A 21,179-nucleotide genomic window follows, 5' to 3' on the forward strand; every position below is an offset into this window, starting at 1 on the left:
CCGCCGAAAAGGTTGATCCTGCTCATGAGCCAAGCCCCCCTCGTCCTGGTGGACGGTTCTTCATATCTGTACCGCGCCTTCCACGCGCTGCCGCCGCTGACCACCTCCAAAGGCCTGCCGACCGGTGCGGTCAAGGGCGTGTTGAACATGCTCAAAAGCCTGCGCAAGCAATACCCGGACAGCCCGTTCGCGGTGGTGTTCGACGCCAAGGGCGGGACATTTCGCGATGACATGTACGCCGAATACAAGGCCAACCGCCCGAGCATGCCCGACGACATGCGCGTGCAGATCGAGCCTCTGCACCAGAGCGTGATCGCCCTGGGCTTCCCGCTGCTGTGCGTCGAAGGCGTCGAAGCGGACGACGTGATCGGCACCCTGGCCCGCAGCAGTGCGGCCGCCAACCGCCCGGTGGTGATCTCCACCGGCGACAAGGACATGGCGCAGTTGGTCGACGGGCACATTACCTTGGTCAACACCATGACCGGTAGCGCCATGGATGTGGACGGCGTAAAGGAGAAATTTGGTGTCGCTCCCGAGCAGATCATCGACTATCTGGCGCTGATGGGCGACTCCTCCGACAACATCCCAGGCGTTCCAGGTATCGGTCCTAAGACTGCTTCGGGCCTGTTGGTGGGTGTGAACGGCGGCCTGAAAGAGCTTTATGAGCAACTCGATATTGTCCCGAGCTTGCCGATCCGTGGGGCCAAGACCTTGCCGGCCAAGCTCGCAGAACACAAAGAGATGGCGTTCCTGTCCTACCAGTTGGCGACCATCAAGGTCGACGTGCCACTGGATGTTGGCCTGGAAGACTTGCACCTGATCGAGCCGGACCGCGAGAAGTTGCTTGAGCTGTACACCCTGTTGGAATTCAAGAGCTGGATCGATGAGATTCAGCGCGATGCCAAGCGGGTCGAGCTGAAAGCGGTTGCCGACGCGGCACCGGCCCAGGCCGCGGTTGCGCCTGAAGCCGAACAGCCCGTGGCCCCGGCTGAAGCGCAGTACGAAACCATCCTCGACCAGGCCCGTTTTGATGTGTGGTTGAAGAAACTCAATGACGCGAAGCTGTTTGCCTTCGATACCGAAACCACTGGTGTCGATGCCCAGCAGGCGCAACTGGTGGGGGTTTCGTTTGCTGTGCAGGCCAATGAAGCGGCCTACATCCCGCTGACCCATTCCTACATCGGCGTGCCCGAGCAGTTGGACCGCGATACGGTGCTGTTGGCCTTGAAGCCGCTGTTGGAAGACCCGCAAAAGCTCAAGGTTGGCCAGCACGCCAAGTTCGACATGAATATCCTGGCCAATTGTGCGATTGGCGGCGACCCGGCACACGGCATCACAGTGCGCGGCATCGCCTTCGACACCATGCTCGAATCCTACGTGCTGAACTCCACTGCGACCCGCCACGACATGGACAGCCTGGCGAAGAAGTACCTGGAGCATGACACCGTCAGCTTCCAGGACATTGCTGGCAAGGGCGCCAAACAACTGACCTTCGACCAGATTGCCCTGGAACAGGCCGGCCCCTATGCCGCCGAAGACGCCGATGTGACCCTGCGTCTGCACTTGGCTCTGTACGAACAACTCAGCGCCCTGCCGAGCCTGGCCAGTGTGCTGACGGATATCGAGATGCCATTGGTGCCGGTGCTGGCACGGATCGAGCGCCAGGGAGCCCTGGTGGACGCTGCGTTGCTGGGCGTGCAGAGCATCGAACTGGGCAACAAGATGGTGGAACTGGAGCGCCAGGCGTACGAGATCGCCGGCGAGGAGTTCAACCTGGGCTCGCCCAAGCAGTTGGGAGCGATCCTCTACGAGAAACTCGGGCTGCCGGTGTTGAAGAAGACCGGCAAGGGGCAGGCCTCCACCGCCGAAGAAGTGCTGGCCAAACTGGCCGAAGATGACTACCCGCTGCCCAAGGTGCTGATGCAGTACCGCAGCATGAGCAAGCTCAAAAGCACCTACACCGACCGTTTGCCCGAGCAGATCAACCCACGTACCGGGCGCATTCATACCTCTTATCACCAGGCCGTGGCGGCCACCGGGCGTTTGTCGTCCAGTGATCCGAACCTGCAGAACATCCCCGTGCGCACTGCCGAAGGCCGGCGGATCCGCCAGGCATTCGTTGCGCCCAAGGGCTATAAACTGCTGGCAGCGGACTATTCGCAGATCGAGCTGCGGATCATGGCGCACCTGTCCAAAGACGAAGGCTTGCTCAACGCCTTCCGCGACAACCTGGATGTGCATACGGCCACGGCGGCCGAGGTGTTCAAGGTCGAGCTGGGTGAGGTCACGTCTGACCAGCGGCGCAGTGCCAAGGCGATCAACTTCGGTCTGATCTACGGCATGGGCGCGCAGAAGCTGGGCAAGGATATTGGTGTCGATACCAAGACCGCCAAGGCCTATATCGATGTGTACTTCGCCCGCTACCCAGGCGTGCGCGAGTACATGGAACGCACCCGTGCCCAGGCTTCTGACCAGGGCTATGTGGAAACATTGTTCGGGCGCCGCCTGTATCTGCCGGACATCCACTCCAACAAACCCCAGGAGCGTGCGGGCGCAGAACGTACTGCGATCAACGCGCCGATGCAGGGTACTGCCGCCGATATCATCAAGAAAGCGATGGTCAAGGTCGACAATTGGCTGACAGAGTCGGGGCTGGACGCCAAGGTCATCCTGCAGGTGCACGATGAATTGGTGGTCGAGGTCCGCGAAGACCTGGTGGCGCAGGTCAGCGAAAAGATTCGTGAGCACATGAGCGGTGCTGCGAAACTGGATGTGCCGCTGTTGGTTGAGGTTGGGGTGGGCGATAACTGGGACGAAGCGCACTGATCACAGGGCATTGCTGCGGCATGACGTCGTAGCAATGCCTATAGATCGAAAACGGCCGAGGGTTATTTCCAATAGTTTTCCCGGGCGCCGGAACTTAACCCATGAAACGTCACTCAGAGTTACTGAATGGGTGGTGAAGCCCTTCAATGCTCCTATGTTGTGTTAAGTGTTGGCAGATATCTGGACCCCGCCCTAGCGGTCCGGAACTTGGACCCCGAACTTCCCCTCCCCATACGAAGTCCGGGGTTTTTTTTGCCCGCAGAAAAGTTACTCGGCGACTTCGGCGCCTTTGTCCGCCAGCTCCATCCAGCCTGCCAGCACGGTATAGGCGTCTTCCAGGCCCATGCGCTTGGGCGCCGAGAACAGCTGGATGGTGATTGCATCCCCCCAGCCCTTACGGATTTCGGCCTGCACTTTGAGCAACGTGTTCTTGGCGGCGCCGTAGGTCAGTTTGTCAGCCTTGGTCAGCAGGATATGCATCGGCATGCCACTGGCGACGGCCCAATCGAGCATCAACAGATCGAAATCGGTCATTGGATGACGGATATCCATCATCAGGATCAGGCCTTTCAAGCTTTCGCGGCCACCCAGATAGGCTTCCAGGTGACGCTGCCAGTGCAGCTTCAATGGGATAGGCACTTTCGCGTAACCGTAGCCCGGCAGGTCGACCAGACGCCGATCATCGTCTAGCTTGAAGAAGTTGAGGAGCTGTGTGCGGCCCGGGGTTTTCGAGGTGCGAGCCAGGCTGGCATGGGTCAGGGTGTTGAGTGCGCTGGACTTGCCGGCGTTGGAGCGCCCGGCAAAGGCGACTTCAAAGCCTTCGTCGTCGGGGCATTGGTCGACTTTGGCGGCGCTGAGCATGAAGGTGGACTGTTGGCACAGACCGAGGATGGGGTTCTTGAGTTGCATGGGATTTCCGATGTGGGCGGTGCCGGGAATGGGTGCGGCAAGTAGTGTCGTTCCCGTTTCAGTAGCGCCAGTATATAATGCCGCAGATTTTGTGTGTGCTTTGTCCCAGCGAAGGATGAAGTTCACGGGAGCGATAGACCTTTATTGCGCATTAGAACGCAAAACGCTTCCAAACCCTGAAAAGGTCGACGTATGACCAAGTGGCTGCTAGCTGTCGGTGTCCTGGTACCACTTTACAGTGCGCAGGCTACACAGGATCCGGAAGCTGTGTACAACCGCGTTTGCGCGGCTTGCCATGCCGGGCAGTTGCCAACGGCCCCCAAGCGGGGTGACCGGGCAGCCTGGGCGCCGAGGCTGGCGCAAGGCATGGATACGCTGGTGCAGCACGTGACCCAGGGTTTCAAGGCGATGCCGCCGCGTGGTTTGTGCATGGAATGCCGTGCCGAGGATTACCAGGCCATCATTCTTTTGATGAGCGAGTAGACCCGGTCCATAACTCTATAACCTTTAGCCGTAATTGGATTAGCTGATGAACAAATTGATCGTGAGTCTGCTGTTGACCTTGGGCATCACTGGTGTTGCCCATGCTGCAGGTGACGCTACTGCGGGCAAGGACAAGGTCGCCGTATGTGGTGCCTGCCATGGACCGGATGGCAACAGCCCGGCGCCCAACTTCCCAAAATTGGCGGGCCAGGGTGAGAGGTACCTGACCAAGCAGTTGCACGACATCAAGGATGGCAAGCGAACGGTACTGGAAATGACCGGCATGCTGGCCAACCTCAGCGATCAGGACCTGGCGGATATCGCGGCCTACTTCGCCAGCCAGGCAGGTAGCGTGGGTGCGGCGGATCCAAAAATCGTCGAACGTGGCGAAGCGTTGTTCCGTGGTGGCAACCTCGAAAAAGGCCTGCCGGCCTGTACCGGCTGCCACTCCCCGGATGGTTCGGGCAACGCCGCGGCAGGCTTCCCGCACCTGGGTGGCCAGCACGCCCAGTACATCGCCAAGCAACTGACGGATTTCCGCAAGGAAGAAGCCGGTCGCGCCAACGATGGCGACGCCATGACCATGCGCACCATCGCGCGCAAGCTGAGTGATGAAGACATTGCAGCGGTGGCCAGCTACATCCAGGGCCTGCATAAGTAAGGCCTGGATGACCTGACGTTGCCAGGGCCTATACCTTGCGTAACGTTAACGCTCGATTAATCTGTCGATGCAAGCATAAAAAGGGTGGCTCGGGCTGCCCTTTTTTGTGGCCGCTACCGTTACACTAACGAACTCATGCCCGTGCAGACCTGTCATAAAAAAGGTCGCGCGAGGCGACTTTATTTGTCCAGGAGTAAAGCATGCGTAATCTGATCCTCAGCGCCGCTCTCGTCACTGCCAGCCTGTTCGGCATGACCGCCCAAGCCGCCGATGTGCCGCTTGAAGCGGGCAAGACCTATGTTGAATTGGCCAACCCTGTGCCGGTTTCCGTGCCGGGCAAGATCGAAGTCGTAGAGCTGTTCTGGTATGGCTGCCCGCATTGCTATTCCTTTGAACCAACCATCAACCCTTGGGCCGAGAAGCTGCCTTCGGACGTGAACTTCAAGCGCATTCCTGCCATGTTCGGCGGCCCGTGGGATGCCCACGGCCAGATGTTCCTGACTCTGGAAGCCATGGGTGTGGAGCATAAAGTCCACAATGCCGTGTTCGAAGCTATCCAGAAGGATCGCAAGCCGCTGACCAAGCCTGATCAAATGGCCGACTTCCTCGCCACCCAAGGCGTGGACAAGGACAAGTTCCTGGCGACCTTCAACTCCTTCGCCATCCAGGGCCAGATCAAGCAGGCCAAGGAACTGGCGCAGAAGTACGGCGTGCAAGGCGTTCCCACCCTGATTGTCAACGGCAAGTACCGCTTTGACCTGGGCTCCACCGGCGGCCCTGAAGCGACCCTCAATGTTGCCGACCAGTTGATCGCCAAAGAGCGCGCAGCCAAGTAAGGGGCTCGCCATGCGTCGCTGGGGTACCGAACGAGTGGTTGGCCTGCATGATCCGCAGGTCAACGAACACCATCTCGCGTCCACCGGCCTGCCGGGGGACAGCCGGCTGCGCTTGCTGAGCTTCAATATTCAGGTCGGCATCAGTACCGAGAAGTACCGTCACTACCTGACCCGTGGCTGGCAGCATCTGCTGCCCCACAACGGGCGGGCCGGCAACCTGCAGAAGATTGGCGACTTGCTGGGCGACTTCGATTTGGTGGCCCTGCAGGAGGCCGATGGCGGCAGCCTGCGTTCGGGCTACGTCAACCAGGTCGAACACCTGGCGCAATTGGGGGCTTTTCCCTACTGGTACCAACAACTCAATCGCAACCTCGGACGGCTGGGCCAGCACAGCAATGGCGTGCTCAGCCGTTTGAAACCCTCGGTGATCGAAGACCATCCACTGCCGGGTCCGAAAGGACGCGGGGCGATTCTCGTGCGTTTTGGCGAGGGGCCTGAGGCGCTGATAGTGGTCATGATGCACCTGGCGCTGGGGGCGCGTACTCGCACCCTGCAGTTGGCCTACATCCGTGAGCTGATTGGCGATTACAAACACCAGGTGCTGATGGGGGACATGAACACCCACGCCAGTGATCTGTTGGAAAATTCTCCGTTGCGCGACCTTGGGCTGCTGGCGCCACAGGTCGAAGCCACTTTCCCCAGCTGGCGCCCGCAACGCTGTCTTGATCACATCCTGCTAAGCCCGACCCTGACGCTGGAAAGCGTGCAGGTGCTGGCGCAACCCATTTCCGATCACCTGCCGGTCGCGGTAGAGATTCGTCTGCCGGGTTCGCTCACGGTTGATGCATTACCCGCGTTGAGCCCCGGCCCTCGCGGACCCCTTGCATGAGCGACGAAGCCCAGCGCTGGAAAGAAAAATACCTGTTAAGCATCGAGCAACAAGAAAAGCTCGAGCGCCGTTGGGCTGCGCGCCTCGACTTGCTGCGCCGTGGCTTGGTGCGCAGCACCCTGGCGGCCGAGGGCACGGACCGGGCTGTCGACCAATGCATGAAAGAGATGCGAGATGTGGTGCGTAGCGATGACATGGACGCTGCGCTCGCTGCCTTGTTGCCGCGCCTGGAAAAGGCCGTGCTGGACTCCGAGCAGCGCCGTGAGACGCGGGTTGATCAAATCAGCACGGCCCTGACCGCGCTGGTCGCGCAATTGCAGGCGCTGCCGTTACCCCGGGAAGTCAGCCGCCCGCTGAAGAACTTTGCCAAGCAGTTGGACAGCCGTGTTGGCCAGGCGCGGGAGATTCCCCTGCTGCTCAGTGAGTTGAGCGGGCTTCAAGGGCAGGCGCTGAGCAATCTTGAGTCGGATAACGAACCCGCTCGCCCGGGCTTGCTGCAACGTCTGTTTGGCGCGAAGGAGGCGGACACAGAGGGTGAACCCGCTGTTTCCCCGGCCACCCGGCAAACCCCAACGGTAGAATCCAGCCCAACCGCCCAGGTGGTTGAGGAGGCTCCCGAGCTGGCCCAGGCGCTGCGTGCCTTTGCACCACAAGCCCAGGCCCCGCAGCAGCCGGTACCTGAGGCTGCGCCTGTGGCGGTGAGCGTTGCGCCCCGAATCGATGTCGAGGAGCGCTTGGCAACACCGCAGCAGGCACCGATGGCCCGGTTGGTGCCCGTCGAGATACCTGTCGCGGCCATCGAAACGCTAGAACAACGCCAACCAGTCGAAGTCATTGCTGCCCCGCAGCCTGAGCGCGTGCTTGCAGCGATACCCGCAGCACCTCAGGCCCAGCCAGAAGCGCCGCAGCCTACGGTGATCGGCAGCCTGTCGTTGCCGCCGGTGCTGGAGGATGAGTCGGTTGAAGTTGATCCTGACGCGCTGGATGGCGAGGAGCTATACGCCCTGCCCGATTCTCCCGAGCCGTCCTACAGTTCGGTCGCCAAACATATTGAAGGCACCCTGCTCGGCCTGCTGGGTGATCTCGACCTGCCCGAGCATCACCGGCCCCAGGCCGAAGCCATGCGCGAGCGCCTGGCCCACGGACTGAATTGGTACGAGTTGCTGCCGATCCTCGATGACCTGGCGGTATTGATGCTGGCCATCACTGACAGCGGCCAGCATGAGTTCGAAGCCTACCTCAAGCGTCTCAACGAGCGGCTGGAAGCCTTCCAGAGCAATCTGCAGGCGGCCAGCGATGGGCATGCCGACAGTCGCAGCGCCGCGCGCGAGATGGATACGCACATCCGTGAGCAGATGGATGGCTTGCAAAGCAGTGTCCAGGAAGCCGCCGATCTCGATGACCTCAAGCAAGTGCTGGAGAGTCACCTTGAGGGCCTGTTGGGGGCCATGGACGAGCACCAGAAACAGCGTGACCAGCGCGAACATGAAGTCGCCGCACGGCTGCAGGGGTTGGCTGAGCGGGTGGCGAGCATGGAGCAGGAGGCCCAGGGCTATCGTGACCACCTTGAGGTCCAGCGCCAGAAAGCGTTGATCGACCCACTCACCGGCTTGCCCAATCGTGCGGCCTGGAACGAGCGCCTGGAGTATGAGGTCAATGCCTGGCACCAACAGGGCAACAGCCTGTCACTGGCGATGCTGGACCTTGATCATTTCAAGCGTATCAACGACAGCTACGGCCATCTGGCGGGCGACAAGGTGCTGAAAATCATCGCCAATGTGTTGAGCAAGCGCCTGCGGCCGACTGATTTTATCGCACGCTTTGGCGGTGAGGAGTTTGTGCTGCTGATGCCGGATTCGGCGTTGGGCGATGCGCTGGAACTCGGCGAGCGACTGCGGGCGGCCATCGAGGCATGCCCGTTTCACTTCAAGGGCGAGCGCGTGACCATCACCATGTCCATCGGCATGGCGCAGTTCCAGCCCGGCGAGCGCAGTGACCTGGCCCTCAAGCGCGCTGACGAAGCCTTGTATCGGGCCAAGGCGGCGGGACGCAATCAGGTGCAGGCGGCCTGAAAAGTTGTTCCATTTTGTAAGCCTGCCGCTGAACGGCAAACGGTACGTTACACTGTTGCATTATTGTCTTTAACGTACTGTCGGTTGCCATGAAATTTCTAGTTGTTGCTCTTCTGTCCCTCACACTCGTCGGCTGTGCAAGTGGCCCGCGGCTGGATACCAGCCACCCGTCGGTGAACTTCGATAATCGTGTGCAGTTCGTCGTCCTGCACTACACCGCGACCAACCTCCAAGGCTCGCTGGCGCTATTGACCAAGGGCCAGGTCAGCAGCCACTACCTGATTGGCGACGATGCCCGTGCGACCATCTATAAGCTGGTAGATGAAGACAAGCGTTCCTGGCATGCCGGGGCAAGCGAGTGGATGGGGCGTACCTGGCTCAATTCCAGTTCCATTGGTATCGAGATCGTCAATCCGGGCTACCGCGATACACCTACCGGGCGTGTCTGGTATCCGTACTCCGAAGCGCAGATCCAGTCCCTGGTGACCTTGCTCAAGGACATCAGCCAGCGCAACAGGATCAACCCGAAGTTCATTATCGGCCATAGCGATATCGCTCCCGGTCGCAAGCTCGATCCAGGCCCGTTGTTCCCGTGGAAGCGCCTGGCGGATGAAGGTTTGGGGATCTGGCCCGAGGCTCAGGCGGTTGCGCGCTATCAGGTCGAGTACACCAGGCAACTGCCGAGCATTACCTGGTTCCAGGAAGAGCTGGCACGCTTGGGTTATGCCACGCCGCAGACGGGCGAACTGGATGTGGCGACACGGCGCGTGCTGGCTGCGTTCCAGATGCGCTTCCGGCCAGCACTGTTCGACGGCACGCCGGATGCGCAAAGTGCCGCGATCCTGCGGGTATTGAATCACCGCTGAGCGGCTAAGCACGCAATTCTTGTAGGAGCTGGCTTGCCAGCGATAGCGATTTTTCAGTCACTGCAATGAATGACCGACACACCGCTATCGCAGGCAAGCCAGCGTCCACCCTTGATCTTCGCCGTGTGTTTGACTGACCGCTTACAGCGGCAACGCCATATAGAACTGCGTGCCCTGCCCTGGCCGGGAATAGACCCCCATGCGGCCCCCGTGCAACTGTACGATCTCCTTGCACAGTGCCAGCCCCAGCCCAGCCCCGCCTTTCTTGCGACCAACCTGGACGAACGGCTCGAAAATCCGGCCCTGCTGACCGTAGGCGATGCCTTCGCCGTTGTCCTCGACGCTGATGATCAGGCGTTCGCCATGGCGACGTGCTTGCAGGCGTATCTGCCCGCCGTCGCTGGTGTGACGCAGGGCATTGCCCAACAGATTGTCCAGGACCCGTTCCAATTGCGCCCGGTCGGCATGCAGCCTGGGCAGCTGTTCTTGTGCTTCTACCACCAGCTCGATGTTTTGCGCATTTGCCAGTTCGGCAAAGCGTGCGCGGGCATGTTCAAGCAGGTCGTTGATGTCGCAAGGCGCCAGGGTGAGTTTCTGCAGGCCATTCTGGTAACGGGAGAAGTTCAGCAAGTCATTGATCAGTTGCATCAAGCGCTGCATTTCTTCGTTGACTGTATTCAACAGGTCGGCTTCGCGCGACTCAGGAGGGAATTTCGCCCGCTCCTGGAACAGGCCGAACGCCATGTGCATGCCCGTGACTGGCGTACGCAGTTCATGGGAGGCGCGCAGCACGAACTCGCTGCGCACCCGTTCGAAGGCGCGCTGCTCGGTAACGTCATGCAACACCATCACGGCGCCGAGGATATGCCCCTCGTGGTGGCTGACGGGCGTCATGCTGTAGGTCAGCAGGCGCGATTCGCCCTCGACTTCCACTTCCAGGTCGTCGGGTGCGCGTTCCAGGGTGCCGCCGCGCAGCACCAGATGCAGTTGCTCATCCAGTTCAGGGCGTTGCAGCGCTTCTCCCAGCTCCTGTCCCAGACGGCTGTCGTCCCAGCCCAACTGGCGCTGGGCGACTGGGTTGAGGTGTTCCAGGCGCCCTTGGCGGTCGATCATCAGCAAACCGTCGTCGATGCTGTCGAGCACGGCCTGCAAGCGTTGCTGGCCGGCGAGCAATTCGTCGACATTCGTCGCCTGATGCTGGCGCAAGGCTTCGGCCATGATGCCAAAGCGCCGGGTCAGTTGGTTCATTTCTGCCGCTGAAGAAATCGGCAGGGTGACATCAAAATTGCCTTGGCCGATTTTGTCGGCAGCCTTGGCCAAGGCTTCGATCGGCCCGCCAAAGCGCCGGGCAATGCCATGGGCGGTGATGAAGCCAATGATCAGTACCGCCAGGCCTACCAGCCCGAGCAGGCCGGCAATCCACAGGGCACGCTCGCGAGACTGGCTTTCGGTGTCGTTGATGTTGTCCAGCGCTTTTTTGTGCTCGCTGATCAGCCCGTTGCGCAACACGTTGAAACTGGAGGTGAGTTTTTCGTTATTGCGCAGGGAAGGCGGCGCACTTTCATTTTCTTCGAAGGCTTCCAGGAACGTCAGGTAATCAGCCTTGGCCTGGGTGAAGCCTCCAGCCCTGGCGACGCTCATTTCATGGGCGATGCCTTGGTCCAGCAGCTTGAAATACTGTCGTTTGGACGACTCCAGGGCGACCGGATCCGGCGTGTCGTTGAGCATCAATATCAACTGGTCGCCCAGGGTCTGGCGCAGCTTGAGCCCCAGGTCCAGGGTAATGAAGTTGCTGCGGATCAGGGATTCCTGGGTCTTGGCCATTTGCATGACGCTCACCAGGCCCAGCAGCAACCCGAGCAGGGCCACGGTGATCAGCGCAGAAATGCTCAGGAACAGTCGCGTGCGCAGTTTCATCGCCAGCTTCATAAGGTGCAGCTCACAGGTTGTATTGCTTGCGTTTGCGATACAGCGTCGAAGCATCGATGCCCAGGGTCTTGGCCGCCTGGTCCAGGGTGTCGCTGGTGGCCAGAACGGCGCCGATATGGGCCTTTTCCAGCTCATCCAGGCTCAACGCCGCCCCAATGCGTGGTGAGTTATTGGTCGGTTGCTCGGCCATCCCCAGATGGCTGATCTCAACCTTCTCCTGGGCACAGATGATGCTCGCCCGTTCCACGACGTTGCGCAGTTCGCGGATATTGCCCGGCCAACGGTAGTTGAGCAGTGCTTCACGGGCCTCATCGCTGAAGCCGCGGGCCGGTCGTGCATACTCCTTGACGAAGCGTGCGAGGAAGCGGTCGGCGAGGGCCAGGATATCTTCGCTGCGCTCGCGCAGCGGCGGCAGGTGCAGGGTGATGGCGTTCAGGCGATACAGCAAGTCTTCGCGAAAACGCCCGTCGCGCACCATGTCTTCCAGGTTCAGGTTGGTCGCCGCCAGGATGCGCACATCGGCGCGTCGGGTGACCGGGTCGCCGACCCGTTCATATTCCTTGTCCTGGATAAAACGCAGCAGCTTGGGTTGCAGCGTCAGGGGAAAGTCGCCGATCTCGTCAAGGAACAGGGTGCCGCCGTCCGCCTGGTTGACCCGGCCCAGAGTGCTTTCGCTGGCACCGGTAAAGGCCCCGCGGCTGTGGCCGAACAGCTCGCTTTCCATCAGTTCGGCGGTCAGGGACGGGCAGTTGATGGTGACACAGGACTTTTTCGCCCTTTTGCTCCAGCCATGGATGGCCCGGGCCAGTTCGCCTTTACCGGTGCCGGACTCGCCCAGGATCAGGATATTGGCATCGGTACCGGCCACTTGGCGGGCGGTCTCCAGTACCACCATCATCGATGGGCTATGGGAGTCGAGACCATCTTTGGGTTGGCGCACTTCGCCTTCCAGTGCTTCCAGGCGTGCCGACAGCTGACGCACTTCCAATTGCTTGGCGGTGGCCAGGCGCAGTTGGTCCGGGCTGCAAGGCTTGACCAGGTAATCGGCCGCGCCGGCCTGGATTGCATCTACGGCGGTATCGACGGCCGAATGAGCGGTGACGATCACTACGCGCATCCAGGGTGCCTGGATGCGCATCTGCGCCAGCACGTCCAGGCCGTTGTCTTCGCCCAGGCGCAGGTCCAGGAAGCACAGGTCAAACACCTGGCGCTGCAACAGAGCATCGGCCTGGGCCGCGCTGTTGGCGGTGGCGACCGTATAGCCTTCATCTTCCAGGCAGTAACGGAAGGTGCGCAGGATTGCGGACTCGTCGTCCACTAAAAGAATGCGGCCTTGAAGCTCCTTGGCTGATTCCATCTGTCCCGCGCTCCTTAAAATAAGAATGATTGATCTTGGTTAGTCCCGGAATAATCGGGCAAGTTGCATGGTTTATTCTGATCGATTCAAAGCCTTGTCGCGCAGCTATCTGAAACTCTTCCTACTTATATGCTTGGGTAGCGTGTTTTCGACCCTGTTTGGTGTCTCGGCAGTCCTACAGGCCCTTCTGACCCCTTAGCCGACCGCTGACCATCGTGCATTTCGCACGGTGAGGATAGGCGCATCGTGCAGGATGCTGCTGGAAATAAACTCATGGATATTATAACTATTTGATTTTGTTGATTTTTATTTGAAATAAAAACTGGCATGCACTCTGCAATACCCCTCCTACAAGCGTGATAACGAACAAAACAACATGCGGGAGAGATTCAGGATGACTCGCCAAAGCCTCAAGCCATTGCGTGTATCGCCATTGCGCCTTCAGCAGGGGCTATTTGCCAGCCTTGCGTTGATGGTGACCTTGATCGGTGGCCAGCAGCTGCAGCATTGGCAGCAGAGTCAGCACTCCGCCCCGCAGTTCGAGCACGCCCCCAAGACACAGACCCATTTCCGTTCCGTTGGTAGCAACAGTGCTGACGTGACAGCCCCTCGCATGATGGCGGTTGAACAGGGCATTGCCCTGTATGACGAACCCGTCCAGGAACGTTGGGTGTTCTAGGCACGAACCTGCCGCCCCGCAGGGTGCGACAGGATGGCTGCACGGCAGCCATTTCTATAGGCGTAAAAGGAGAATCACCATGTTGAGTTGGGCAATCACATTCCTGATCATTGCCATCGTGGCTGCAGTCCTGGGCTTCGGTGGTATCGCGGGCACCGCCACGGGTATCGCCAAGATTCTCTTTGTCGTATTCCTGGTGATGTTCATCGCTTCCTTCTTCTTTGGCCGTCGCGGTCGAGGCTGAACATGGTCAACTTGTCTCTCAAAACCCTTGCTGCCGCCCTGTTGCTAGGCGGCAGTGGCTTGGCCCTGGCCGCCAATGACGGCCAGGCGCGGGCCAATGAACTGCTCAATGCCGACCCGCAATATCGCGAAACCTGGCAGGGCGTGGTGAAGAAGGAAGAGCGTCTGCCTGAATGGGTGATCAACCTCTCGGGCACCTCTGAGCAAATGAATGCCGTGACGGAAGACGGAGATGGGTATTTGGTCGGGCCACTGTGTGAAACGGCTGACACCTGCCTAAATAAGCGTCTGATCGTTGCGTTCAGTATGGATAAGGACGATGCCTACGCGATGTTGGTCGAAGTCCCTGCAGGGCTTCCGGCGGATAAGTCACCTACACGCCATGCGGACTATCGCTTCATCGGCAAGCCGGATGAAGGCATGCGGAAGTTGCTGATGGAGCAACTGAAGAAAGATCCGAATTGGTACTAGGCCCGTCTGCGGGCCTGCCCAATATGGAAACAGGTCAACTGCTCGTTTGCGTTTGCATCACCGCCTGCCGGCGGTGCATGACCAGGGGGCCGGGTTGCTCTGATCAAGCTGGATCGGCGTGACCTACGGGGACAGGGAGTGCCTGCGCAAGGGCCGGGTCAGGAGAAAGGCTGCGACGCGAGTCCACAGGCCGTTTTGGCCTGATGGACTTGCGACGGGCTTGATAGCCATCACACGGCATTTATGCCGCACATAGCTACAAATTTCCCTTCTGCTTCATCACAACCGTTTCGCGGTGTTGCTGCGCGACCATCTATCGAGAAAGTTTGCCCTCGGCCAGACTAGTTTTTCGATGGTATGCGTAGGAATTTTCACGAGTTTTTTCCGGCCGGCAAATAAACCTAAAACCCCTGAGCGAGCCTGAAATGGCCGGTTCACGGCATGTATGCCTGACAAAATGTCGCATTCGAACTGACCAAACAGACAGTTTTATTTGAAAAAACCCATGCCGATTCGGCATAGGGTAGGCGTTTACGGCATTAGACTATGCCCCCCTGCATCGGAATAGTTGCGCCTTTTTTCGCTTGCCAGTAAGCCATATCGGCCATCTGCGGTGACCTTCTACGCAGGCTCATGCACACACTTTTTCGCTTCCGGGCGTTCCAGCTGGCGCATCTGCCTGAGTCCACTTGAAACAAGGGTAATGACATGAAGAAGGCAAAACTAAGCCTCGCCTGGCAGATCCTCATCGGTCTGGTGCTAGGGATTGCAATCGGTGCTGTACTCAACCACTTCAGTGCCGAAAAAGCCTGGTGGATCAGCAACGTGTTGCAACCGGCGGGCGATATCTTTATCCGCTTGATCAAGATGATCGTGATCCCGATCGTGATTTCGTCGTTGATTGTCGGAATCGCTGGCGTAGGGGATGCGAAAAAGCTCGGTCGGATCGGCGTAAAGACCATCGTTTACTTCGAAGTGGTCACTACCATTGCGATTGTGGTCGGCCTGCTGCTGGCCAACCTGTTCCACCCCGGTGCGGGTATCGACATGAGTACCCTGGGTACCGTGGATATCTCCAAGTACCAGGCGACCGCCGCCGAGGTGCAGCATGAGCATGCGTTCATCGAGACCATCCTCAACCTGATCCCATCGAACATCTTTGCCGCCGTTGCCCGTGGCGAGATGCTGCCGATCATCTTCTTCTCCGTGCTGTTCGGCCTGGGCTTGTCGAGCCTCAAGCCAGACCTGCGCGAGCCTCTGGTGACCATGTTCCAGGGCGTGTCCGAGAGCATGTTCAAAGTCACCCACATGATCATGAAGTACGCCCCTATCGGTGTATTCGCCCTGATCGCCGTGACCGTGGCCAACTTCGGCTTCGCCTCCTTGTTGCCGTTGGCCAAGCTGGTGATCCTGGTCTACGTCGCCATCCTGTTCTTCGCCTTCGTGATTCTTGGCCTGATCGCTCGCCTGTTTGGCTTCTCGGTGATCAAGCTGATGCGCATCTTCAAGGATGAGCTGGTACTGGCCTACTCCACCGCCAGCTCCGAAACCGTGCTGCCGCGTGTGATCGAGAAGATGGAAGCCTACGGCGCGCCGAAAGCCATCTGCAGCTTCGTAGTGCCGACCGGTTACTCGTTCAACCTCGACGGTTCGACCCTGTACCAGAGTATCGCGGCGATCTTTATCGCCCAGCTGTACGGCATCGACCTGTCGGTCGGCCAGCAACTGATGCTGGTATTGACCCTGATGGTCACCTCCAAAGGTATCGCCGGCGTGCCGGGTGTGTCCTTCGTGGTACTGCTGGCAACCCTGGGCAGCGTGGGCATCCCGTTGGAAGGCCTGGCGTTCATCGCCGGTGTCGACCGCATCATGGACATGGCGCGTACGGCCCTGAACGTGATCGGCAACGCCCTGGCCGTGCTGGTCATCGCGCGCTGGGAAGGCATGTACGACGATGCCAAGGGCGAGCGCTACTGGAACTCCCTGCCGCACTGGCGTACCAAGACCGTGCTGCCGGCTGGCGAGACCAGCCAGGGCTGATCCTTGCCTGAATCGAACAAACCCCGGTAAATCCGGGGTTTGTCGTTTCTGTCAGCCCCGCTATCATTCGCCACATCTTTAAAGGGGTGTGACTGATGCTCAATGGCCTGTGGCTTGGCTTCTTTGTCGTGGCAATGGTATCGGCGCTGGCGCAATGGCTGGTGGGCGGTAACGCCGGGATCTTTGCGGCGATGGTCGAGAGTATCTTCGCCATGGCCAAGCTGTCGGTGGAAGTGATGGTGCTGCTGTTCGGCACCTTGACCCTGTGGCTGGGCTTTCTGCGCATCGCCGAGAAGGCCGGGATTGTCGAGTGGCTGGCCAAGGCCCTGGGCCCGCTGTTCCTGCGACTGATGCCGGAAGTGCCGGCCGGTCACCCGGCCATCGGCTTGATCACCCTCAACTTTGCCGCCAACGGCCTGGGCCTGGACAACGCGGCGACGCCCATCGGCCTCAAGGCCATGAAGGCGCTGCAAGAGCTCAACCCCATCCCCAACACCGCGACCAACGCGCAGATCCTGTTCCTGGTGCTCAATGCATCCTCCCTGACCCTGCTGCCGGTGACGATCTTCATGTACCGCGCCCAGCAAGGCGCGCCCGATCCGACCCTAGTGTTTCTGCCGATCCTGCTGGCCACCAGCGCCTCGACCCTGGTGGGCCTGCTGTCGGTAGCGCTGATGCAGCGCCTGCGCCTGTGGGACCCGGTGGTGCTGGCCTATCTGATTCCCGGCGCGCTGGTGCTGGGCGGCTTCATGGCCTTGCTGGCGACGATGTCGGCGACGGCCCTGGCGGGCCTGTCCTCGATCCTCGGCAACCTCACGCTGTTTGGCCTGATCATGCTGTTTCTGCTGATCGGTGCGCTGCGCAAGGTCAAGGTCTACGAAGCGTTTGTCGAGGGCGCCAAAGAGGGCTTCGACGTTGCCAAGAACCTGTTGCCCTACCTGGTGGCGATGCTGTGTGCGGTTGGCGTGTTGCGTGCTTCCGGGGCGCTGGAATTTGGCCTGGAAGGGATTCGCCACCTGGTGGCCTGGACGGGCCTGGACACGCGTTTTGTCGATGCCTTGCCCACGGCGATGGTCAAGCCATTCTCTGGCAGCGCGGCGCGGGCGATGCTGATCGAGACCATGCAGACCCAAGGCGTGGACAGCTTCCCGGCGTTGGTCGCGGCGACGATCCAGGGCAGTACCGAGACCACCTTCTACGTGCTGGCAGTGTACTTTGGCTCGGTGGGTATCCAGCGGGCGCGGCATGCGGTGGGGTGCGCGTTGCTGGCGGAGTTGGCGGGCGTGGTGGCGGCGATTGCCGTCTGCTACTGGTTCTTTGGCTGAGGTTTAGATCACTATCGCCGGCAAGCGGGCTCTCTTGTAGGAGCCGGCTTGCCGGCGATGAGGCCCTCAGCGTTTCGACGCTGTATTGCCTTGCTGCACAACCCAATCCACCACCTGTTTATTCAAAGTATCCCCGGCCAACCCAAACCCGGCCACCACCGCCGGTACCTGGGTATTACTCACCGGCTGGCGCACTTCAAAGCGCTTGGCGGCCACGATCCGCTGGTCATTGCCACGCACCAGGCGCGCATCGAGCCGAACCACCACTTCCACCGCCCCTCCCCGGTACTCGCTCTGGAAGGCCTGCAACTGCCCGCCCAGCTCGAAATCTGCCTGCAGGTTGGTGTCATCGGTGCTCAGGAACGCCACCCGGCCATCGCGCTGGAAGCCGTCCAACAGGCGGTTGCGCAGCAGCACCGGCGCCGGATCACTCCAGCGCGACTGGGCATAGCTACTGATCAAGTCACCCTCGGGCACTACGGCAATGCGCGGGCTGTCGAGGAATTCGCTGGCTTGCGGCTTGGCCAGCCGCAATGACCAGGTACCGGGGCTGCCATGAGCTGCCGTCTGGGCCACAGGCAGGCGATAGACGTTGGATGGATCGGCCTTGGGCAGGATCGAGCAGGCGCTGACCAGGGCCAGGGCCACGGGAACAATCATTTGGTAAGCACGCTTCATGGCGTGAACTCCTTGTTCTTGTCACTGCCCAGCAGATACCCGCTGGGGTTGGCTTCCAGGCGACGGGTAATGGCGCGCAAGGAGCCCAGGGTATCGCGCAGTTCGCGCACGGCGGGTGCCAGTTCGTTGAGGCCCTGCATGCCGCTGTTCAGGGAATCCTTGTTGTCGTGCAACAAACCGTTGATGGTCGCGGTGCTTTGCTCCAGGGAGCGCATGGCGCCTTCAGCGCTGCCGAACATCTGCTTGCCCTGGTCGTTGAGCAGGCCATTGGCGTTGCGCATCAGCGCAGTGGTCTGCTCCAGGGCGGCACCGGCCTGCTTGCTGACCTGGGCCAACTGCTGCATCACCACCTTGATATCGCCCCGCTGCTCGGCGATGGCCCCGGTGGTTTGCTCCAGGTGGGCCAGGGTGCCGCTCAGGCGGTCGACGTTAGCGGGCGAGAACATGCGGTTGGCGTTGTGCAGCAGCAGGTTGATGCTGGTCATCAGGTCGTTGCTGTTGTTCAGCAGGCGGGCGATGGGCGATGGCGAGGCGGTGATCTGCGGCAGCTCGCCGTTCTTGCCCTTGAGCTCGGGGCTTTGTGGGGTTCCGCCGCTGAGCTGGATGATCGACGTACCGGTGATGCCGGTCAGCGCCAGCTTGGCCTGGGTGTCTTCCTTGATCGGCGTCTGCCCGGCCAGGCGGATACGCGCCAGTACGCGGCGTGGGTCCTTTGGGTCCAGGCGCAGGCTGGTGACGTCGCCGACCTTGATCCCGCTGTACTGCACCGCGCTGCCCTGGGACAGGCCGCTGACCGCTTCGTTGAAGATCACTTCGTAATCCTGGAACGCGGTGTCGACGCTGGATTTGGCCAGCCACAGGCCGAACAGCATGGCGCCGACCACGACTATCACGCTGAACAGGCCGATCATCACATGATGGGCTCGGGTTTCCATGTCATACCTCGTTGAGCTGTTGAGCGGCATCCAATGCCGCGCGGCCCCGGGGGCCATGAAAGTATTCGTGAATCCAGGTGTCGTCTGTTTCCGAGACAACATCGATGGCATCCGCCACCAGCACCTTTTTCTGCGCCAGCACCGCCACGCGGTCGGTGATGGTGTAGAGCGTGTCGAGGTCGTGAGTGATCAGCAGCACACTCAGGCCCAAGGCGTCACGCAGGGTCAGGATCAGTTGGTCGAACGCCGCCGCGCCGATGGGATCGAGGCCAGCAGTCGGCTCATCGAGAAACAGAATATCCGGGTCCAGGGCCAGGGCGCGGGCCAGGGCCGCACGCTTGATCATCCCGCCAGACAGCGACGACGGGTATTTGTCGGCCGCCGACAAGGGCAACCCGGCCAGGGCTAGTTTTACCGCCGCCAGGTGTTCGGCATCGGCGCGGCTCAGGCCGGCGTGCTCGATCAGCGGTAGGGCGACGTTTTCTGTGACCGTCAGCGAGGAAAACAGTGCGCCCTTCTGGAACAGCACACCAAAACGCCGTTCCACCAGGGAGCGTTCGTGCTCCGACAGGTTCGGCAGGTTCTGCCCGAAGACCCGCACCTGGCCTTCACTGGGCTGACGCAGGCCGATGATGCTGCGCAGCAGCACCGATTTGCCGCTGCCCGAGCCGCCGACCACGGCGAGAATCTCGCCCTTGTACAGATCCAGGTCGAGGTTTTCGTGCACGCTCTGCGGGCCAAAGCGGTTGCACAGGCCACGGACTTCAATCACCGCCTCGCTGGGCGCACGCTGTAAACGGCTCACCAGCCCATCTCCATAAAGAACAGTGCGGCCACCGCGTCGAGCACGATCACCACGAAAATCGATTGCACCACGGCGGAGGTGGTGTGGGCGCCGACCGATTCGGCGCTACCGCTGACCTTGAAGCCTTCCAGGCAGCCAATGGCGGCAATCAGGAACGCGAAGAACGGCGCCTTGACCAGGCCTACCAGCAAGTGCTGGACGCCAATGTCCGATTGCAGCAACGAGAGGAACATCGCCGGTGAGATGTCCAGGGCCACGGCGCACACCACGCCGCCGCCGACGATCCCCGAAATCATGGCGAGAAAGGTCAGCATCGGCAGCGCCACCAGCAGCGCGAGGACACGCGGCAGCACCAGCAACTCCATGGGGTCTAGGCCCATGGTCCGGATGGCGTCGATTTCTTCGTTGGCCTTCATCGAGCCGATTTGCGCGGTAAAGGCACTGGCGGTACGCCCGGCCATCAGGATTGCCGTGAGTAGGACGCCGAACTCCCGCAGGAAGGAAAACGCCACGAGGTCCACGGTAAAAATACTGGCACCGAAACTCTCCAGCACCGTGGCGCCCAGAAACGCGACCACGGCTCCCACCAGAAAGGTCAGCAAGGCGACGATGGGCGCGGCATCGAGCCCGGTCTGTTCGATATGCGCCACCATCGGCGTCAGGCGCCAACGCTTGGGGCGCAGCAGGTTACGGGCAAAGGTCTCAAGGATCAGGCCAATAAAGCCCAACAGCGTCCTGGCGTCTTGCCAGACTGTATCCACCGCGCGGCCGATGCGCGCCAGGAGCAGGATGCCGGCGCTTTCCCGCGGCTCTTTGACCGGCACACAAAAGTCGTTCAGCGAGCGGTAGACGGTCTTGAGCAGTGCGCGGTCGGCGGTGGACAGGCTGCAGTCGGTATGTTCAGCCGAATGCTCAATGCGTTCTGGCCCCAGCAACTCGACCAGCAGCGAGGCACCGGCCGTGTCCAGTGCGCCCAGGCCATTGAGGTCGACGCGGGTGCTGGCGTCGTACTGGCCGTCGAGGGTCGCCGACAACTTCTTCAGGGCGCTGTAGTGGGCCAGCGTCCAGTCCCCGCTGACCCGTAGTCGGGGCGGTTGGGTGGACGCGTCCAGGTGGGCATTGCCTGCCGTTGTGCTACTGGTCATAAGCTCCGAGCTTGTTTGGCTATTCCACAA

Annotated in this window: 19 protein-coding genes; 12 read left to right on the forward strand and 7 right to left on the reverse strand. The window is 60.6% G+C overall.

Annotated elements, in window-relative coordinates; all coding sequences use genetic code 11:
- Positions 1-24: 24 nt before the first annotated feature.
- The gene (polA, locus tag HZ99_RS17815; RefSeq protein ID WP_038444843.1) at positions 25-2,826 is read left to right on the forward strand and encodes a DNA polymerase I; all 2,802 of its coding nucleotides are present in this window, start codon (positions 25-27) and stop codon (positions 2,824-2,826) included.
- 267 nt (positions 2,827-3,093) lie between these two features.
- Here the strand turns inward: polA and yihA are convergent, their stop codons facing one another.
- Positions 3,094-3,735: a ribosome biogenesis GTP-binding protein YihA/YsxC gene (gene yihA, locus HZ99_RS17820; RefSeq protein WP_038444845.1), complete on the reverse strand. Its 642-nt coding sequence runs from the start codon at positions 3,733-3,735 to the stop codon at positions 3,094-3,096.
- Between the two features lie 192 nt (positions 3,736-3,927).
- Here yihA and HZ99_RS17825 point away from each other — a divergent pair, with 192 nt between their 5' ends.
- The 6 genes from HZ99_RS17825 (at position 3,928) to HZ99_RS17850 (ending at position 9,542) form a co-directional block, all read left to right on the forward strand.
- Entirely contained in the window at positions 3,928-4,218 is a 291-nt protein-coding gene (locus HZ99_RS17825; RefSeq protein ID WP_038444846.1) for a c-type cytochrome, read from the forward strand.
- Between the two features lie 46 nt (positions 4,219-4,264).
- On the forward strand, positions 4,265-4,879 hold the full coding sequence (locus tag HZ99_RS17830; protein ID WP_038444848.1) for a c-type cytochrome: 615 nt from the start codon (positions 4,265-4,267) through the stop codon (positions 4,877-4,879).
- A gap of 200 nt (positions 4,880-5,079) precedes the next feature.
- Complete coding sequence (dsbA, locus tag HZ99_RS17835; RefSeq protein WP_038444850.1) at positions 5,080-5,715, forward strand: thiol:disulfide interchange protein DsbA; 636 nt, start codon at positions 5,080-5,082, stop codon at positions 5,713-5,715.
- 10 nt (positions 5,716-5,725) lie between these two features.
- Positions 5,726-6,604, forward strand: coding sequence for an endonuclease/exonuclease/phosphatase family protein (locus HZ99_RS17840; protein WP_038444852.1), 879 nt, complete (start codon positions 5,726-5,728; stop codon positions 6,602-6,604).
- A complete protein-coding gene (locus tag HZ99_RS17845; protein WP_038444854.1) occupies positions 6,601-8,676 on the forward strand; it encodes a sensor domain-containing diguanylate cyclase in 2,076 nt (691 codons plus the stop codon). Before HZ99_RS17840 ends, HZ99_RS17845 begins: the two co-directional genes overlap by 4 nt.
- Before the next feature lie 89 nt (positions 8,677-8,765).
- Entirely contained in the window at positions 8,766-9,542 is a 777-nt protein-coding gene (locus HZ99_RS17850; protein WP_038444856.1) for an N-acetylmuramoyl-L-alanine amidase, read from the forward strand.
- A 141-nt stretch (positions 9,543-9,683) separates the two neighbouring features.
- On the opposite strand, the gene HZ99_RS17855 is transcribed toward HZ99_RS17850, so the two are convergent.
- Complete coding sequence (locus HZ99_RS17855; RefSeq protein WP_038444858.1) at positions 9,684-11,471, reverse strand: KinB sensor domain-containing domain; 1,788 nt, start codon at positions 11,469-11,471, stop codon at positions 9,684-9,686.
- Between the two features lie 10 nt (positions 11,472-11,481).
- Positions 11,482-12,828 (reverse strand): sigma-54-dependent response regulator transcription factor AlgB, encoded by a 1,347-nt coding sequence (gene algB / locus HZ99_RS17860; RefSeq protein ID WP_038444859.1) that lies wholly within the window; start codon positions 12,826-12,828, stop codon positions 11,482-11,484.
- A 394-nt stretch (positions 12,829-13,222) separates the two neighbouring features.
- Between algB and HZ99_RS17865 the strand changes: the two genes are divergently transcribed.
- From HZ99_RS17865 to HZ99_RS17885, 5 genes are all read left to right on the forward strand, one after another.
- Positions 13,223-13,507: a hypothetical protein gene (locus tag HZ99_RS17865; protein ID WP_038444861.1), complete on the forward strand. Its 285-nt coding sequence runs from the start codon at positions 13,223-13,225 to the stop codon at positions 13,505-13,507.
- A 79-nt stretch (positions 13,508-13,586) separates the two neighbouring features.
- The gene (locus tag HZ99_RS27955) at positions 13,587-13,751 is read left to right on the forward strand and encodes a DUF1328 domain-containing protein (protein ID WP_003170804.1); all 165 of its coding nucleotides are present in this window, start codon (positions 13,587-13,589) and stop codon (positions 13,749-13,751) included.
- A gap of 2 nt (positions 13,752-13,753) precedes the next feature.
- Complete coding sequence (locus HZ99_RS17875) at positions 13,754-14,221, forward strand: inhibitor of vertebrate lysozyme family protein (RefSeq protein WP_038444865.1); 468 nt, start codon at positions 13,754-13,756, stop codon at positions 14,219-14,221.
- Positions 14,222-14,929: 708 nt separating this feature from the next.
- Positions 14,930-16,261, forward strand: coding sequence for a glutamate/aspartate:proton symporter GltP (gene gltP, locus HZ99_RS17880; protein ID WP_038444867.1), 1,332 nt, complete (start codon positions 14,930-14,932; stop codon positions 16,259-16,261).
- Positions 16,262-16,356: 95 nt separating this feature from the next.
- Positions 16,357-17,586, forward strand: coding sequence for a nucleoside recognition domain-containing protein (locus tag HZ99_RS17885; RefSeq protein ID WP_038444869.1), 1,230 nt, complete (start codon positions 16,357-16,359; stop codon positions 17,584-17,586).
- 66 nt (positions 17,587-17,652) lie between these two features.
- On the opposite strand, the gene HZ99_RS17890 is transcribed toward HZ99_RS17885, so the two are convergent.
- Genes HZ99_RS17890 through HZ99_RS17905 form a run of 4 tightly spaced genes read right to left on the reverse strand, consistent with a single transcriptional unit; the run spans position 17,653 to position 21,149 of the window.
- The gene (locus HZ99_RS17890; RefSeq protein WP_038444871.1) at positions 17,653-18,264 is read right to left on the reverse strand and encodes an ABC-type transport auxiliary lipoprotein family protein; all 612 of its coding nucleotides are present in this window, start codon (positions 18,262-18,264) and stop codon (positions 17,653-17,655) included.
- Positions 18,261-19,199: an MlaD family protein gene (locus HZ99_RS17895; protein ID WP_038444872.1), complete on the reverse strand. Its 939-nt coding sequence runs from the start codon at positions 19,197-19,199 to the stop codon at positions 18,261-18,263. Before HZ99_RS17895 ends, HZ99_RS17890 begins: the two co-directional genes overlap by 4 nt.
- A gap of 1 nt (position 19,200) precedes the next feature.
- Positions 19,201-20,004, reverse strand: coding sequence for an ABC transporter ATP-binding protein (locus tag HZ99_RS17900; RefSeq protein WP_038444874.1), 804 nt, complete (start codon positions 20,002-20,004; stop codon positions 19,201-19,203).
- Positions 20,001-21,149 carry an ABC transporter permease gene (locus HZ99_RS17905; RefSeq protein WP_038444875.1) on the reverse strand — a complete coding sequence of 383 codons (1,149 nt, stop codon included), beginning with the start codon at positions 21,147-21,149 and terminating at the stop codon, positions 20,001-20,003. The genes HZ99_RS17900 and HZ99_RS17905 overlap by 4 nt, the downstream gene beginning before the upstream one ends.
- Between the last annotated feature and the right edge of the window lie 30 nt (positions 21,150-21,179).

Origin of the sequence: Pseudomonas fluorescens, assembly GCF_000730425.1 — a bacterium.
GTDB lineage: Bacteria > Pseudomonadota > Gammaproteobacteria > Pseudomonadales > Pseudomonadaceae > Aquipseudomonas > Aquipseudomonas fluorescens_X.